Source organism: Arthrobacter sp. Rue61a, from assembly GCF_000294695.2.
Lineage (GTDB): Bacteria > Actinomycetota > Actinomycetes > Actinomycetales > Micrococcaceae > Arthrobacter > Arthrobacter aurescens_A.
This window is the reverse complement of record NC_018531.1, coordinates 2,574,342-2,590,307: the sequence shown is the minus strand read 5'-3', so window position 1 is coordinate 2,590,307 and position 15,966 is coordinate 2,574,342. Positions and strand designations below refer to the sequence as shown.

Sequence of the window (15,966 nt, the reverse complement as noted above, 5' to 3'; positions counted from 1 at the left end):
CGAGCTACTTGGCTACGGCAGGCGACTTGCGGGTGAGCTTTGCCCAACGTGCCGCGAGTCCCCATTTGGTGACGTTGATCATGGCTTCCACCACAATGTTGCCGCTCATCTTCGATGCCCCGAGTTCGCGTTCAACGAACGTGATGGGGCGCTCCTCGATGCGGAGGCCAAGCTTGGCAACGCGCCACGCGAGGTCAACCTGGAAGCCGTAGCCAACCGACTCGACCTCGTCCAAGTTGAGTGCTTCCAGAGTGCTGCGTCGGAAAGCACGGTAGCCGCCGGTGACGTCCTTGATCTTGACGCCCAGCATAATGCGGGCATAGGTGCTGCCGATACGGGAGATGGCCTGGCGGTAGAGCGGCCAGTTAACCACACTCCCGCCGGGAACCCATCGTGAGCCCATTGCAAGGTCTGCCCCGTCCTTGACGGCGTCCAGGAGAAGCGGCAACTGCTCCGGCTTATGTGAACCGTCAGCGTCCATTTCCACCAGGACGTCATAGCCTGCGGCCAGTCCCCACTTGAAGCCGGCGATGTACGCGGCTCCCAGGCCTTCCTTGCCCTTGCGATGCAGTACATGCACCTGGCTGTCCTTTGCGGCGAAGTCGTCGGCAAGCTTTCCCGTGCCGTCAGGGCTGTTGTCGTCGACCACCAGGACATCGGAATCGGGCACTGCTGCGCGCAGTCGACCCAATGTCACGGGGAGCGATTCCAGCTCGTTGTAGGTGGGAATGATCGTCAGGACACGCAAGAAGAGGCCTTTCCTTGATGGAGCGGTCAGTGTGCCGGAGCAGCCTTACGGCTGGCGTTCTGGCGCAACTCTCCATTATAGGACGACGGCAAGGACTCATTTGGCGGCTGTGGCGCCGGACACATGGTCGCAGGCAGTGGCGGGGCGCTGGCGGGCAGGTCCACAAGCCCGGGACCAGTGGCGTCGGAGGACGAAACCGCAAACGCACTGTTTTCCGGGTCGCTGTGGACCTGCCCACTCATCTGCCGCCACCATGAATGCGCTCCGGCCACGACCGGACCACCACGCTACGGCCACAGCCTCTGCGTTGATTGTCCGTTGAGCCTCAATGCTACGGACTCACCTTAGGGTGTCAACCGGCCAATGACCTGCGGTTTCGTCTGTCGTCGCAGATCAGGCGGCACTGTGCCGATGGAAATTCCTGCTTTACACCCTGAGCGATTCGTGGGCGAACAGCTCATGTCCCTCGCGGACCGTCTGCAGGCAACGGGGATCGCTGCCGGTGTCCAGAGCAGGCAGAAGGGGCGTCCGCGCCCGGGGGTCCGTGCTCCATGACTGTACTCGGCTATCAGCCACCTGGACCATCAGTTCGTCCACTTCCCAGACGGCGAAACTCGCAGGTGCCCCCGGCACCAGCTGGCCCATCAGGGGGTTCCGGTGCTTGGTGGCCCGCCACCCCGCACGTGTGTGGCCCAAGAACGCGGCACGAGCCGAAATTCTTTGCTCCGGGTTGCTGTGCTCCAGGCAGGCTCGTACGCTCGACCACGGGCGGAGAGGCGTGACTGGGCTGTCGCTGCCGAAAGCGATAGGCACGCCGCTTGCGTAGAAGGATGCAAAGGGGTTCATCGTTTGGCTGCGGCCACCCAAACGCTGCTCGTAGAGGCCGCCTGAGGCACCCCATGCGGCGTCGAAACCAGGCTGAACGCTGACCGACACGGAGTACTTGGCCAGCCGATCGATGGCGGACTGGTCTGCCATCTCCACGTGCTCAAGGCGGTGGCCGGCTGCCCGGATGCGCTGCTCCCCCACTTCGTCGGCTGCTGCATCCAGTGCGTCCAGTACTGCGCCCAGTCCGGCGTCACCTATGACGTGGAAGCCTGCCTGGACCCCCAGAAGGGACGTGGATATCAGGTGCTTGGTGGCATCGTCCACTGAAAGGTACAAACTCCCGCGGTGGCCCGGTGCGTCGGCGTAGTCGTCCAGGAGGGCCGCCGTGCGGGAACCGATGGAACCGTCCATGTTGAGGTCACCGGCCAGACCCAGAACCTCGGTACCCAAGGCGTCCAGTATGGCCTGGGCGTGCTCCTCCGACGTCGCCAGCTCGCCCCAATAAGGGAGCACCTCGGGCTTGTCTCCGTGGCGGTTCCACGAGGCGGCCATCCTCAGGTCTTCGGATCCGCAAATGTGTGGTGCGGACATCTCGGCCATGGCTACATATCCATGGGACGCGGCCTCCTGCAGGGCCTGCTCCTGGTACCCGCGCCTTTCGGACTCCGGGAACATCCGCGCCGTCAACCGGGATGCGGTGTGTGCTGCCCGCACCACGCGTGCGACTCCGGAGAACCCGTCGAGGCCATTCAACCCTGCGGCCGCGGCCAGCGAGGAGGACACAAGGGCTGAGTGGACGTCGATGCGTGAAAGATAGACGTGCCGTCCACCGGATGCCCTTTCGAGCTCTTCAAGGGTAGGGAGCACAGGATTTTCCCACGCGGTTTCATCCCAACCGTGGCCCAGGACTGTGCCCGTACCGCCGGCGGAGGCAACGGCGTCGAGCAGTTCCTTGGCCGAACGCACCGCTGCGAGCTTCAGACCGGACAGGGCAAGGCCTGTCTCCGTCAGGTGTGCATGTGAGTCCACGAATCCGGGCGCAAGGAGGGCACCCCGGAGATCGATGATGTCCATGGATGAGTCAGCGATGGAGGTGGCTGCCTGCTCGGAGCCCACCCAGGCTACGGTGTCGCCGTCCACCACCATGGCGGTGGCAAAGGGGTCGGCTGCGGTATAGATCGAACCGTTGCGATACATCGTGACCTTGCGGTACTTGGTGTTGTGGTCTTGGCCGGCTGGCACGCCTGGCTGGTTCATGCGTTGTGCTCCTCGAGCGTTGAAAACTGTCAATCAGGGAAGGGACGCGCTAAGCCACCGTGGAGTAAGCCACCACGCCGCGGCGGACCAAGTCAATGGATTCACGGCAGATGCGGGCCAAACGCGGGTCCAGTTGCGGGATCTTGGCCAGCTGGTCAAGGAGGTCCACCACTTGCTTCGCCCAGCGCACAAAGTCTCCGGCCGCGAGGTCCGTTCCGCTGAGCACGTCCTGAAGGTGGCGCCCCTTGGCCCACTTGTACATGGGCCACATCAGTCCGAGTTCCGGTTCGCCCGTCAAAGGCAGCCTGTTGCGTTCCTCGGTGTCTTCCAGCTGCGACCATTCACGGATGACGATGTCTATGGCCGATTCCAGTGAGACGCTAGGCATCTTGGGCCGCAGCCCGCGGTCTTCCCGTTTGGCCTGGTAAACCAAGGTGCTGGCAAACGAAGCCAGTTCGGCGGCATCGAGGTCGTTGATGGCGCCCCGCCGAACAGTCTGGGAGATGAGCAGGTCCTTCTCTCCATAGATCCGGCGCAGCCGTTGCCCATCGGTGCTGATGGTGACATGTCCGGCGTCGCTGGTTTCCAGGTAACCGTAAACCGAAAGAACATCGCAGACGCGGTCGAACGTCTTGGCAATGGTGTTGGTTCTGCCTTGGATCTGCCGGACCAGGCCGTCGGTCTCCCTGCGCAGTTTCCACCAGCGCTCCGACCACCGTGCATGGTCTTCGCGTTCGCTGCACCCATGGCATGGATGAGCACGCAGTGCCCGGCGAAGATCTGCGATTTTCTTCTCTTGATCCGGCAGGCGGGCGCCGAGCCCGAAGTCTTCGTGCCTGCTGTTACGGCGGCTTTGGGGAGCGTCCTCGCTGATGGCGTGCCGCATGGAGGAAGCGAGGTCCCTGCGGGCTTTGGGAACCTTGGCATTGAAGGATTTCGGAATGCGGATACGTGTTATCGGTGACACGGGACCATCGAGGTCATGGACACCGATGCGTCGCAGCTGGTTGTCAGAGGTGAGCACGGAGGGGCGTGGTTCCCGGGCATTGGGGTCCACCTCCAGCACAACGGCATGACCGGCAAGTCGGCCGCTGTAGATGCTGATGACGTCGCCGGGGATCAAGCGTGTGAGGGAATCAGCAACATGGGATTTCCGGGCGCGATGGTGGTCGCGGGCAGCGAAATTCTCGGCATCACTGAGTTCACGCCGGAGCTTTGCGTACTCGGTGAAGTCGCCCAGGTGGCACTCCATGGACTTGGCGTAGCCCGCCAGCGACTCTTCACGCCCACGCACCTGCCGTGCAAGGCCCACCACTGAGCGGTCAGCCTGGAACTGGGCAAAGGAGGACTCTAGGATTTCGCGTGCCCGGACCCGTCCGAACTGGGCAATCAGATTGATGCTCATGTTGTACGTAGGCCTGAAGCTGGAGTTCAGGGGGTACGTGCGCCGGGAGGCGAGTCCGGCTACGGCGGCCGGATCAGTACCCGGCTGCCACAGCACAACGGCATGGCCTTCGACATCAATGCCTCGACGTCCCGCGCGGCCTGTGAGCTGGGTGTACTCCCCCGCAGTGATGTTGACGTGAGCTTCGCCGTTGAACTTTTCCAGCTTTTCCAGCACCACGCAGCGTGCAGGCATGTTGACACCAAGGGCCAGTGTTTCGGTGGCGAAGACTGCCTTGACCAAGCCGTCGGCAAAGAGCTTCTCCACTACTTCCTTGAACGTTGGAAGCATGCCTGCGTGGTGGGCCGCGAAGCCCCTGACAAGGCCGTCGCGCCAGCCCCAGAATCCGAGGACGTCGAGGTCGTCAGCGGGAATCTCGTGGCTCGCCTCGTCCACCCGCTGGGCAATGATCTGCTGTTCACGTTCGGTGGTCAGCCAAAGTCCCGATGCCGCGCACTGCGCTACGGCAGCGTCACAACCTGCCCTGGAGAAAATGAAGGTAATGGCGGGCAGAAGATCCTGGCGCCTGAGGCTCTCAATGACCTGGGGGCGGCTGGCCTTCCGCACCGGACTGCGCTGCTCGGATTGCTGCCGCTCATCGCGGTACCGGTCCTGGCGCCGACGACTCCGGCCACCATGGCCAAATCGGCCATTCATGTTCATCCGGCTCTCTGAGCGCGCCATGGCCAAGAGGTCCGGGTTCACTTCGAACTCGGGGCCGGTGACTGCCTGGCGGACTGTGTTTGCGGACATGCGCTTGGCTGCGGGACGTCGTCGATCAGTAGGGGCCGGCTCGGTCAGTACCTCGTCCGCTTCGGAAAGATCCGGCACTTCGGTTTCCCGTGCACCAGGTGCCTGGGGCGCAATCTCGTCGAAGGTCGTGTCGCCGGCAAAGAGATCCACAATTTCCCGGCCCACCATGACGTGCTGCCAAAGGGGTACAGGACGGTGTTCGGAGACGATGACGTCCGTATCGCCCCTGACCGTATCCAGCCAGGCGCCGAACTCTTCCGCATTGGAAACTGTGGCACTCAGCGAGGCAACCTGCACTTCGCTGGGCAAGTGGATGATGACTTCTTCCCAGACGGCGCCGCGGAATCGATCTGCCAGGTAATGAACTTCGTCCATCACCACAAACCCCAGGTCGCCAAGGGTTTCAGAATCGGCGTAAAGCATGTTTCGAAGAACTTCGGTGGTCATGACCACTACGGAAGCTTCTCCGTTGATGGTGGTGTCACCTGTCAGCAAGCCAACGTTCGCGGGTCCGTATTTTGCCGCCAGTTCCGAGTACTTCTGGTTGCTCAGGGCCTTGATGGGCGTGGTGTAAAAGGCCTTAAGTCCCCGTTCCAAGGCCAGGTAGATCGCGAATTCGCCAACGATCGTCTTACCAGCGCCGGTGGGGGCCGCCACCAGAACGCCGCGGCCTTCCTGGAGCGACCTGCACGCCTCACGTTGGAAGTCGTCCAGGTCAAAGTCCAAGGTACGGGCGAACGCGCCCAAGTAAGTTTTCGACTCAGCTGCCCGCTGGGCTGCCGCCTGATAACGGTCTGATGGTGATGAAGACCCGGAAGTGGAGGACATGCATCAAGCCTAGTGGCCCAAGGTCTAGAGATTCTCCAGATCCGTGGCCGGGGTTGCGATGTCTGCAGTGGCCTCGGTCTCAGCTGCCCGCTTGATGGCACGGCGCTCACGGCGCCGGTCATTCAGGACGCAGACGCCGATGGCCGCGAAGAACAGGAGCAGCATGGGCGCCGCGAGGTAGAACATGCTCATGGCGTCAGCGCCCGGAGCTGCCATCGCAGCGAACAAGCACACCAGGAAGATGGTGATTCGCCAACTTTTGATGAGCTGTTTGCCCTTGACTATTCCCGCGAGGTTCAATCCAACCAGCACCACGGGCACCAGGAATGCGATACCAAAGGCCAGAAGGAGCCGGAGGACAAAGGCCAAGTAGATTTCAGCGCTGATGAAGTTTGACCCGCCCACCGGAGTGAAGTCGGTCAGCACGCGAACGGCATTGGGCAGCACCAGCCAGGCAAGCAGGACACCGCCGATGAACAGCGGGACCGCTGCTGCCACGAAGGACAGTGCGAGGCGCCGCTCCTTCTTGTGGAGCCCAGGCACTATGAAGGCCCAAAGTTGGTAGATCCAGACAGGGCTTGCCAGGATCACACCGAGAAAGACCGATACCTGAACCATGAGGTCGAACGAACTCGCGACGCCATCAAAGTTCAGCGTGGCAGCGCGTCCCTCTTTTTCATTGAGGTCCTTGATCGGCTTGATCAGTGCTTCCAGGAGGGGCTGGTAGACGATGAAGCCCACCACTGTTCCCAGAATGACGCCGATTGCAGCCTTGAAGAGCCGGTTTCGCAGCTCCTTGAGGTGGTCCAGGAGCGCCATCCGGGCTTCGGGGTTGGCCTTGCGCCCCTTCGTTTCTACCACTTCTCTTTAGACGCGGGTGGAGGGCGGTACGTCAGTCTCGCCGTTGTTCTTGGTCTTGACGTCCGGGTGGCCTATTACCTTGCCTTCTACGGCGTCGGAAGCGTCCTGGGAGTCCTTCGCCTCGGAAGAACCATCCTTCTTCATTTCCCGGACTTCAGACTTGAAAATACGCATCGACTGCCCAATGCTGCGCGCCATGGACGGCAGCTTCGGCGCTGCAAAGAGCACCAGAGCCAGGACGATGATAATGATGAGATGCCAGCCTTCGAGCCTCATGTGGGGAGGTCCTTTCCTTTTGGATACATCCTACGTCTATCTGATTTCAATGTCGTGCAGGGATTGCGGCTGACCGCGCTCGGCTTTGCGCTTGACGCGCCGTTGACGGCGAACTTCCTGGCGGAAGGCTTTGGCCGTCAGGTAATCATGACGCATCTGGTCCGGGGAGGCAAAAATTGCGGATCCCGGTTCTGGCCGGGGATTCGCGCCGTCAACGTCGGAGGTTTCCACGACAGGTGAGAGATTGCTGAATCGTTTACCCGCAGCAGCCAGTTCATGAACAGTTGACATGAATTTTCGGTACAAGCGATAGCCCAGTGTCAGGTGAAGGAGCAACGAAAGGGCTATAAGCGCGATCCACAACAGGATCCAGAACCACCAAGGCATTTGAGGAGTCTAGCCAGCCTTGGTGCCCGAAGGTGAGTCGTACTGCACCAGGGCCGCGTCAACCCACGCACGGCTTTCCTGCCGCAAGGTCCCGGGTTCGAGGATTCGAACGGATCCCCCATGCTGCGAAACAAACATCGGCAGCCACTCCGGATTGCCAAACCTCACTTCGGCGAGCAATCCGCCGTCGGGCAGTTGGGCCGTGCGTTCGGCGTAGTAGTCGTCAGCCAGTCCGGCACCCTGTCGCGTCAGCTGGAGGATCACCAGCACGTCGTCGTCTCCAGGAGTGAACAACCTGGCCGGAAAATCCTGCTCTGCAGTCGCAGCGCCGGACACGGGCCGACCATTGCTCTCCAAGGTTTCCACCCTGTCCAGCCGGAAGTTCCTGATGCCGGCCTTGCTGTGGCAGTAGGCCTCGAAGTACCACGTATTGTCCAGCGAGTAGAGCCGCAGGGGGTCCACGTCACGCTCGGTTACTTCGTCCCGTTGCAACGAGAAGTACCTGAGCCTCAATTGCTGACCTTCCCTGATGGCTCTGGTTATGGCAGCGAAAGCCTGTGACTGTTCAGGCGCCACCGATTGGCCGGACACGGAACCGGCCAATCGTGCTGCCTGCCCGGCAGCACCCGTCAGCTTGATGGTGACGGATTCCAAGGCGCTGCCGGACTCATCTTCTGTCAGGCCTGCCAGCGCCGGCAGATCGCCCAGCATGGCCAGGCCGGTCAGTAGTGCGGCCGCTTCGTCCTCGCTGAAACGCACGGGACGATTCAAATCCAGGTGCTCGGAGATATACACGTGATCGTTCTCCCACTGGATGTCCAGCAGGTCATCCGGATATCCCTCGGGCAGGCCGGAACAGATCAGGATCTTCAGGTCGTCAATCAACGCCTTGCGGCTGATGCCAAAATGATCAGCCACCTGCTGGATATGCAGTCCTTGATGGTGGACCAGAAACGGCACCAGCTGCAGCATCCTGGACAATTGGTCTTCGGACGTGCGCTTGCGTGCCCGGGGCGCGCGTCCCGCTTCCGGAAACTCAACGGGTATCAGGGAAACGTCATCAAAGTTTGCGGCTGCTTGGAGGCGGCGTACGACGGCGGAGCGCAGTTCCGCGGGTCCGGTCACCTTGACGTGAGGGCCGTAGGATGCCAACTCTTCTGCTAGTTGCTCAGGATCCCGGAAATCCACAGATATGCGGTCCCGGCTGCGTTCATCAGGGTCCGTTTGGATGAAAGCAGCCCTTTTGCGGAGGGCAAGCAACCTGTCCTTTTCGACGACCAGGGTGGCCCGCTGAACGGGAAGCTCGTTGAGGGCGTCCAGCTCAGCCCGGGCGTTGAAACCCTCCGGCGGAAGGAAACTGCCCGAGGTGTCCACGCTCACTGCTGTGGTCATCCGGGAAAGCCTGAAGAGCCTCTTGGCGTCCCTCCCCCGGTCCAAGCCCACGAGGTACCACTGGCCGAAGCGACTGCCCAGTCCCCAAGGCTCCACTTCGCGGACTTCTTCGCGCCCGGTACTGACCGCGAGGTAGCCGAAGCGGACCGGGTGCTTGCCGTGCATGGCTGCAACGACGTCGTCGAAAGCTTGTCCGGCGGGTTTGATCCGGGGCTGGACCCCTGCTGGGAGGTCCACATCCGTGAAGCCTCCGGCTGCCTGCAGCTTGCGGACGGCGTTGGCGGCTGCGGTTCCCAGCGCTGCGCGTTCCCACAACTGTGCAGCGAGCAGCAGCACGGTGCTCTCTGCAGGCGTCAAACTCACATCGGGCAGCCGGTTGGAGTCCTTGCCAATGCGGTATCGGGTGGAGGCGGGGTCGTCGGCGCCGAAGTTTTGCGGATCCGTCAAGGTCTCGATCTCGAAGCCAAAGTGCTTCAGATCAACTTTGTCGCGCTCGAACATCCGTCCAAAGGCGACATCGTTCTCCGCCGAATCGTGGTAAACCTTTTCGCGCAGCACGGCACGTGGGAGGCCCACTTTGGTATTGAGCAAAGCAAGGAGGAGATTCAACAGGCGTTCAGTGCGGGATGCGGACACGCTTGCTACGTTACTAAAAACCTGCGGGAAAGCAGCAAGGCGCGTCACCGACCGGCAAAACCGGAAGGTAACGCGCCTTGCGAAAAGCCAAAGTCCTAGCGGACGGCTACGAGGTCAACCACGAAAATCAAGGCCTCGTTGGGCTTGATTGCTCCACCGGCGCCGCGTGAGCCGTAAGCCAGCTCCGAGGGGATTTCCAGGCGACGGCGGCCGCCGACCTTCATGCCGAGCAGACCCTGATCCCAGCCCTGGATGACTTGGCCGACGCCTACGCGGAAGTCGAGCGGAGCGCCGCGGCCCCAGGAAGCGTCGAATTCTTCGCCCGTGGACCAGGCAACGCCGACGTAGTGGGTGGACACGGTGTCCCCGGCCTTGGCCTCGGTGCCGGTGCCTTCAATGAGATCCGTGATGACAAGGTCCGTGGGGACGTCGCCTTCGGGGAAGTCGATTTCGGGCTTGGTGCGGTCGAAGTCACGCTGACCAAATGACATGGTTGCTCCTTAGGTGAGAAAAGAAAATATGTCAGGAACCAGCCTAAGCGAGTGCCTGCCTATCCTGCTGGCGTTACTTGACGCCCAGGATGTCCACGACGAACACCAGGTGGCCCTTGGCTTCGCCCTGACCTGCCTCGCCATACGCGAGGTCCTGGGGGATGACCAGGAGGACGCGGGAACCTACGGTCTTGCCTTCCAGGCCCTGGGTCCAGCCCTTGATGACGCCGGAGAGCGGGAAGCTTGTAGGCTCGCCGCGATCAAAGCTGGAATCGAACTTCTTGCCGTCGGAAAGGTTGACGCCCACGTAGTTGACGGTAAGCGTGTCGGTGGCCTTGACTGCCGCGCCGGATCCCTTGATAAGGTCCTGGGCGATCAGCTGAGTGGGAGCTGCGATTCCCTCAACCGAGATCTCCGGGATGCCCTTGTCGTTTTCCTTCACGGTGGGGAGTCCCGCGGGAGGCGTAACAGTTTCACCTTCAGGCTTTTCCAGCACCGGGGCTGCATCCTTGGCGGCAACCAGTTTGAAGACGATCAGCTGGGTGGATGCTGCGGCAGCACCAGTGGCAGTGCCGGGCACAGCAAAGGCAACATGCGAACCGACCTTGGCGCCGACAAAGGCGTTGTAGATCAGCGCGTTTTCGGATTTGAGCTGGTCCGTAAGCTCAAGTTGCTGGGGCTCGGCCGCGTACGCATCTTCCAGGGTCTTGCCGTCAGTGCCATCCAATGCGAGATACGCCAGCTCCGCCGTCTGTCCAGCCTTGACGGGTTCACCGTCACCTTCGTTGACAACCTTGACGGTGGGTTCGGTCACGGCGAGGGGCTTGGAGAATTCAATGCCGGGCGCTTTGTCATTGCCGTTATCCGTAACTTTCACGGAGTCGAGCTTGGCGACTTCGCCTGCTGACTGGCTGGTGGGCTCAGCGGCCGGAGTGCTTCCGCCTCCGCACGCGGTGATGAGCAGCAGGGCGGGAAGTAGAATTGCTAGGAGTCGACGCACAAAAAGACACTTTCGTCGGGGCAAAGGGACACTCGGAAAGACGCGTAGCGCATCCAAGCAAGGTGTATCTCGGGAAGAGACCACTATCCAGAATAGCCCGTGAAGCTGGGAGCCAGCTTATAAGGCCCGTCAGCCCATGGAGTCCAGGAGGGCATCCACCCGTTCGTCAACGCTCCGGAACGGATCCTTGCAGAGGATGGTTTGGTGTGCGCGGTCGTTGAGTTTCAGGTGTACCCAGTCAACTGTGTAGTCGCGGCCAAGCTCCTGTGCCCTGCGCACAAAGTCTCCCCGCAGTTTTGCGCGCGTTGTCTGTGGCGGGGCATCCACAGCATCCTTAACGTCGGTTTCAGTGACCAGCCTGCGTGCTTGGCCGCGCGCCTGCAAGAGGAAGAAGATGCCACGTTGCCGCGAGATGTCATGGTAGGTGAGGTCCAGTTGGGCAATGCGTGGTGAATCAAGACTGAGGTCATGGCGGCGCATGTAGCCATCCATGAGCTTCTTCTTGATGGCCCAATCAACTTCGGTGTCGATGGTGCTGGTGTCGCCGCTCTCAATGGCATCCAGGGTCCGCTGCCACAAGTCCAGGATGAGCGGAACGTGGGCGTTGTGGGCACCGTTTGTGGCCACGAAATCGGTGACTTTGTTGAGATACTCGCGCTGGATGTCAAGTGCGGTGAGCTGCCGTCCGTTGGCCAACCGTACCAATGCGCGGCCCGTCAGGTCGTGGGAAATTTCGCGGATGCTTCGGATGGGGTTCTCCATGCGCATGTCCCGCATGATGACGCCGGCCTCGATCATGCGCAGGATGAGGTCCACCGTGCCGACCTTGAGCAGCGCGGAAGTTTCGGACATGTTGGAGTCCCCCACGATCACGTGGAGGCGGCGGTAGAACTCTGCGTCCGCGTGCGGTTCATCGCGGGTGTTGATGATGGGCCTGGACCGGGTGGTCGCAGAGGAGACGCCCTCCCAGATGTGGTCGGCCCGTTGAGAAAACGCGAACGTGGCACCGTGCGGGGTCTTCAAGACCTTGCCGGCACCCGCGATCAGTTGCCGGGTGACCAGGAAGGGGATCAGGATCTCGGCAAGGCGGGAGAACTCTCCACGCCGCGGTATGAGGTAATTCTCGTGGCTGCCATAGGAGTTACCAGCTGAATCGGTGTTGTTCTTGAAGAGATAAACCGTGCCATTGAACCCCTCCGCGGCCAGCCTTGCCTGGGCCTCATCCACGAGGTCGTCCAGGATCAGTTCGCCCGCCCTGTCATGGGCAATGAGCTGTGCAAGGTCATCGCACTCTGCGGTGGCGTACTCAGGGTGGGAGCCCACATCCAAGTACAGCCTGGAGCCATTGGTCAGGAAGACATTGGATGACCTGCCCCAACTGACCACTTTGCGAAAGAGGTAGCGTGCCACTTCTTCGGGTGCCAAAGGGCGGGAATCGGGGCTGGAATAGGAAATTCCAAATTCCGTTTCAATGCCAAATATCCGCTTATCCATCTCAGCTCTCCTCTGTGAGCAACCGGGTCATGTCTTCCGGAAGCAGCCGTCGGAACGCCCTGCGGGATCCGCGGTTGCTTTCCGAATCGCGGTAAAGAACGGCGGCTTCCACGGCGGCAGCGGGCAATTCTTCAACTTCCTTGTTGGTGGCGAGGGCACGAAGTGCCAATTGCATGGCCCCCGCCAAGTTGAGCTCCGGCTCCCAAGCCCCGTTGACGACGTCGGAAATTTGGTCAGCAAGTCCGCCCATGACCACGAAGCCGTTCTCATCGGCGATTGATCCATCGAAGGTGAGGCGGTACAGGTGGTCCTGTTCCTGCGTGACGCCGACTTCGGCCACTGCCAATTCCACCTCGAACGGCTTCTGCTCGGCCGTGAATACAGCTCCGAGGCTTTGAGCATAAACGCTGGCCAGGCCCCGGGCCGTCACGTCCTCGCGATCGTAGGAGTAGCCGCGAACATCTGCGTAGCGGACGCCTGCTTGTCTGAGGCTCTCAAATTCGTTGTACTTGCCCACTGCGGCGAAGGCGATTTTGTCGTAGATTTCACCGATTTTGTGCAACGACGGCGAAGGGTTCTCCGCGATCAATGCGATGCCATCGGCGCAGCTGATGACCACCACAGAGCGCCCGCGTGCGATGCCCTTGCGTGCGAAGTCCGCACGGTCCTTCATCAACTGTTCGGGAGAGACATAAAACTGCTGTGTCATGTCAGGCCTCCCGTCCGGCGACGGCACGCGATTCAACGATTGCGCCGGCGATCGCAGCCAGGTCCCTCTCAGGGACACGTCGGTTGCCGGAGCGGTTGACCGTGTAGACCACCGGCCATAGTTGCCGGACGGGGTCGGGGCCACCGGTGGCGGAGTCGTCGTCGGCAGCATCGTAGAGCGCCTCAACGGCCACGGATATGGCGTCCTCTTCAGACAAGTTCGGCTTCCACAGTTTCTTCAGCGCTCCCCGTGCAAACACCGAACCGGAGCCAACGGAGTGATGCTCCTGTTCTTCATAGCGGCCGCCTGTGACGTCGTACGAGAACAAGCGGCCTACGCCCGCCACCTGGTCGAAGCCAGCGAACAACGGAATGACCGCCATCCCCTGCATTGCCATGGGCAGGTTTCCGCGGATCATCGCACCCAGGCGGTTGGCCTTGCCCACGAGGCTGAGCAGCGTGCCCTCGATCTTTTCGTAATGCTCCAGTTCAACTTGGAAAAGCCGTGTGATGTCGATTGCCAAGCCGGCGGTGCCTGCTATGCCCAGCACGGAGTACTCGTCGGCAGGAAACACCTTCTCGATGTGACGGCTGGCGATGATGTTGCCCATGGTGGCCCGGCGATCCCCGGCCATCAACACACCACCGGCGTAGGTCAAGGCCACGATGGTGGTGGCATGCGGCGACGACGGCACTGTGCCGGCGGGTAACAATTGATTGAACGGTAGGAGTTCGGGACGCGAACGTTGAAGATGCTCCGTGAAAGAAGACGTTGCCTGGGTGGCCAGGGGGCCGGTTGATGGGTCCTGCATTGCTGCACTCCTTCGACTCTGCTGCGTTCCGATGCCCGGTGGCCTCACGCCTACCGGGCAGTACCTGCGGGGGTGGGTCCTGTTACTGGCCGCCCTTTTGGACAAACGCCCTGACGAATTCTTCAGCGTTGGATTCCAGAACGCCGTCGATTTCGTCAAGAAGGTCATCCACTCCCTGCGTCGCCTCCGAGGCCTGTGCCTCGGGTGCTGCCGGGGGTGCCTCCGGTACATCCACTTCGGTCTCGGTTCCCCGGGACTGTGGTTGTTGCTGCTCCTGTGCTGCCATTTTCTTTCTCCCTACTGTCAGTCCCCTGTTGACGGAGACTTCCTACTGCCATAGTGCCACGCTGCGGGCTGCTGCGCGTGGCTTTGCGGGGGCACGAATCTCCCTGTGGCTGCCACTCTTCAGCTCCTCGCCGGAGGCGGGTTCCGGCCCATCAATTCGGACAGGAAAGTGCCGGCGTCCTCATGCCGGTCGAAAAGGGCGCCGGTGAGTGCCTGGGTTCCCCGCAGGGGTTCGCGCGTGGGTACCCGCTGCAGTTTCCCCAGCCCGGGAACATCGAAGATCACCGAGTCCCAACTGGCGCCGACAACGTCCTTTCCGAACTTCGAAACGCACCGGCCGCGGAAGTAAGCGCGGGTATCCGACGGCGGTTCGGCGACCGCCCGGGTGATGTCGCCGTCGTCGACTATGCGCGTCATCCGGTCCCTGGAGAGCAGCCTGTAGTAAAGGCCTTTCTCCGGCCGGATATCCGACCACTGAAGGTCCACCAAGCCGAGCCGGGCGTCGTCCCACGCCAGTCCGTCCCGGTGGCGGTAACCTTCCAGAAGCGATTTCTTGGCCACCCATTCAACCGACGAGGCAGCGGCATCAGGATCAGTGCCCAGGGTTGTCAACGTGGCCTCCCACTGCGACAGGACCAGATGGGTGTGGCCATCTCCAGTGACCGAATCCGCCACCCCTGTCTCCTGGGCCAGTTTGGCGGCTGCCTCGTAATACATCCACTGGAGATCGAGGGCGGTCACGCGTCTTCCGTCGAGGAGCCTTGCGGTCACAGCCATCGTGGTGTCGTGGCTGATGGCTTGGAGCGCCTGGACGGGCTCGTGAACCTCAATCTTCGGAGCCTGTCCTGCCTCAATGAGGCTCAGGACCATGGCGGTGGTACCGAACTTGAGGAAATTTGAGGCCTGGCTGAGGTTGGCGTCCCCAATGATCACGTGGAGGCGTCGGTACTTGTCCGCTGTCGCATGGGGCTCGTCCCTCGTATTGATGATGGGGCGGCGGATGGTTGTCTCCAGCCCCACCTCGGCTTCAAAGAAATCTGCCCGCTGGCTGATCTGGTAGCCGGGCGTTGAGCTGTCCTGCCCCAGCCCCACCCGGCCCGCGCCACAGATGACCTGACGGGAGACGAAGAACGGCGTGAGCCCACGAATGATGTCTCCGAAGGGCACAGAACGCGGCATGAGGTAGTTCTCATGCGAGCCGTAGGACACGGACTTGTTGTCGGTGTTGTTCTTGTACAGGTTGATCGGAGGAAGTGAGGGATCGGAGGCGACCTTCCGGACGGTGGCCAAGGCAACCAGGTCACCGGCGGCATCCCATGCCACGGCATCGCGTGGGTTGGTGACCTCCGGGCTGGAATACTCAGGGTGCGCGTGGTCCACGTAAAGGCGCGCACCATTGCCGAGGACCATGTTCATCAGGAGGGAGCCGGACTCGTCTGCGCCATCCAGTTCCAACTCCTGGCGACCATAAGCCAGGGCGACCGCTTCGGCGTCGAGCACTGGCGGCTGGTCCGTCAGCTGGCTGGGATCCGCCACCGCCCTGTCCACGGTCCAACCGCGGGCATCGTGCAAAGGTTCCTCGTCCGTGTAGTCCCACCGCGTCTCAGCCCCGCCGGCCGCCCGTTGCCGGGTAACCGTGGCATAAGCCTGAATGATCCTGGCGGACATCATGGTGGCGTTGGCTCCCGGCGCTGATGGCGCATGGATTCCGTATTCAGTTTCGGAGCCCATGACACGCATGGCGCCGCCTGCGGGAAGTTTCTCTG

Annotated in this window: 14 protein-coding genes; all 14 read right to left on the bottom strand. The window is 61.7% G+C overall.

Annotated elements, in window-relative coordinates:
* Positions 1-4 precede the first annotated feature (4 nt).
* Positions 5-748, bottom strand: a complete 744-nt coding sequence (locus ARUE_RS11725) for a polyprenol monophosphomannose synthase (protein WP_011774874.1) — start codon at positions 746-748, stop codon at positions 5-7.
* A gap of 426 nt (positions 749-1,174) precedes the next feature.
* Positions 1,175-2,833, bottom strand: a complete 1,659-nt coding sequence (locus ARUE_RS11720; RefSeq protein WP_014921932.1) for an amidohydrolase — start codon at positions 2,831-2,833, stop codon at positions 1,175-1,177.
* A gap of 49 nt (positions 2,834-2,882) precedes the next feature.
* Positions 2,883-5,858 (bottom strand): DEAD/DEAH box helicase, encoded by a 2,976-nt coding sequence (locus tag ARUE_RS11715; RefSeq protein WP_014921931.1) that lies wholly within the window; start codon positions 5,856-5,858, stop codon positions 2,883-2,885.
* 24 nt (positions 5,859-5,882) lie between these two features.
* On the bottom strand, positions 5,883-6,719 hold the full coding sequence (gene tatC / locus ARUE_RS11710) for a twin-arginine translocase subunit TatC (protein ID WP_011774871.1): 837 nt from the start codon (positions 6,717-6,719) through the stop codon (positions 5,883-5,885).
* A gap of 6 nt (positions 6,720-6,725) precedes the next feature.
* Positions 6,726-6,995 carry a Sec-independent protein translocase subunit TatA gene (tatA, locus tag ARUE_RS11705; protein ID WP_014921930.1) on the bottom strand — a complete coding sequence of 90 codons (270 nt, stop codon included), beginning with the start codon at positions 6,993-6,995 and terminating at the stop codon, positions 6,726-6,728.
* Between the two features lie 36 nt (positions 6,996-7,031).
* Entirely contained in the window at positions 7,032-7,382 is a 351-nt protein-coding gene (locus ARUE_RS11700; RefSeq protein WP_011774869.1) for a hypothetical protein, read from the bottom strand.
* Between the two features lie 9 nt (positions 7,383-7,391).
* Complete coding sequence (locus tag ARUE_RS11695) at positions 7,392-9,410, bottom strand: helix-turn-helix transcriptional regulator (RefSeq protein WP_014921929.1); 2,019 nt, start codon at positions 9,408-9,410, stop codon at positions 7,392-7,394.
* 95 nt (positions 9,411-9,505) lie between these two features.
* Positions 9,506-9,901 carry an FKBP-type peptidyl-prolyl cis-trans isomerase gene (locus tag ARUE_RS11690; RefSeq protein WP_011774867.1) on the bottom strand — a complete coding sequence of 132 codons (396 nt, stop codon included), beginning with the start codon at positions 9,899-9,901 and terminating at the stop codon, positions 9,506-9,508.
* Between the two features lie 73 nt (positions 9,902-9,974).
* The gene (locus ARUE_RS11685; protein WP_043470276.1) at positions 9,975-10,901 is read right to left on the bottom strand and encodes an FKBP-type peptidyl-prolyl cis-trans isomerase; all 927 of its coding nucleotides are present in this window, start codon (positions 10,899-10,901) and stop codon (positions 9,975-9,977) included.
* Between the two features lie 129 nt (positions 10,902-11,030).
* A complete protein-coding gene (gene pafA / locus ARUE_RS11680; RefSeq protein WP_011774865.1) occupies positions 11,031-12,395 on the bottom strand; it encodes a Pup--protein ligase in 1,365 nt (454 codons plus the stop codon).
* Position 12,396: 1 nt separating this feature from the next.
* A complete protein-coding gene (prcA, locus tag ARUE_RS11675) occupies positions 12,397-13,104 on the bottom strand; it encodes a proteasome subunit alpha (RefSeq protein ID WP_014921928.1) in 708 nt (235 codons plus the stop codon).
* A 1-nt stretch (position 13,105) separates the two neighbouring features.
* The gene (gene prcB / locus ARUE_RS11670) at positions 13,106-13,915 is read right to left on the bottom strand and encodes a proteasome subunit beta (protein WP_014921927.1); all 810 of its coding nucleotides are present in this window, start codon (positions 13,913-13,915) and stop codon (positions 13,106-13,108) included.
* An 82-nt stretch (positions 13,916-13,997) separates the two neighbouring features.
* The gene (locus ARUE_RS11665) at positions 13,998-14,201 is read right to left on the bottom strand and encodes a ubiquitin-like protein Pup (protein ID WP_043470273.1); all 204 of its coding nucleotides are present in this window, start codon (positions 14,199-14,201) and stop codon (positions 13,998-14,000) included.
* Positions 14,202-14,320: 119 nt separating this feature from the next.
* The gene (gene dop / locus ARUE_RS11660) at positions 14,321-15,940 is read right to left on the bottom strand and encodes a depupylase/deamidase Dop (protein WP_051024978.1); all 1,620 of its coding nucleotides are present in this window, start codon (positions 15,938-15,940) and stop codon (positions 14,321-14,323) included.
* Positions 15,941-15,966 lie beyond the last annotated feature (26 nt).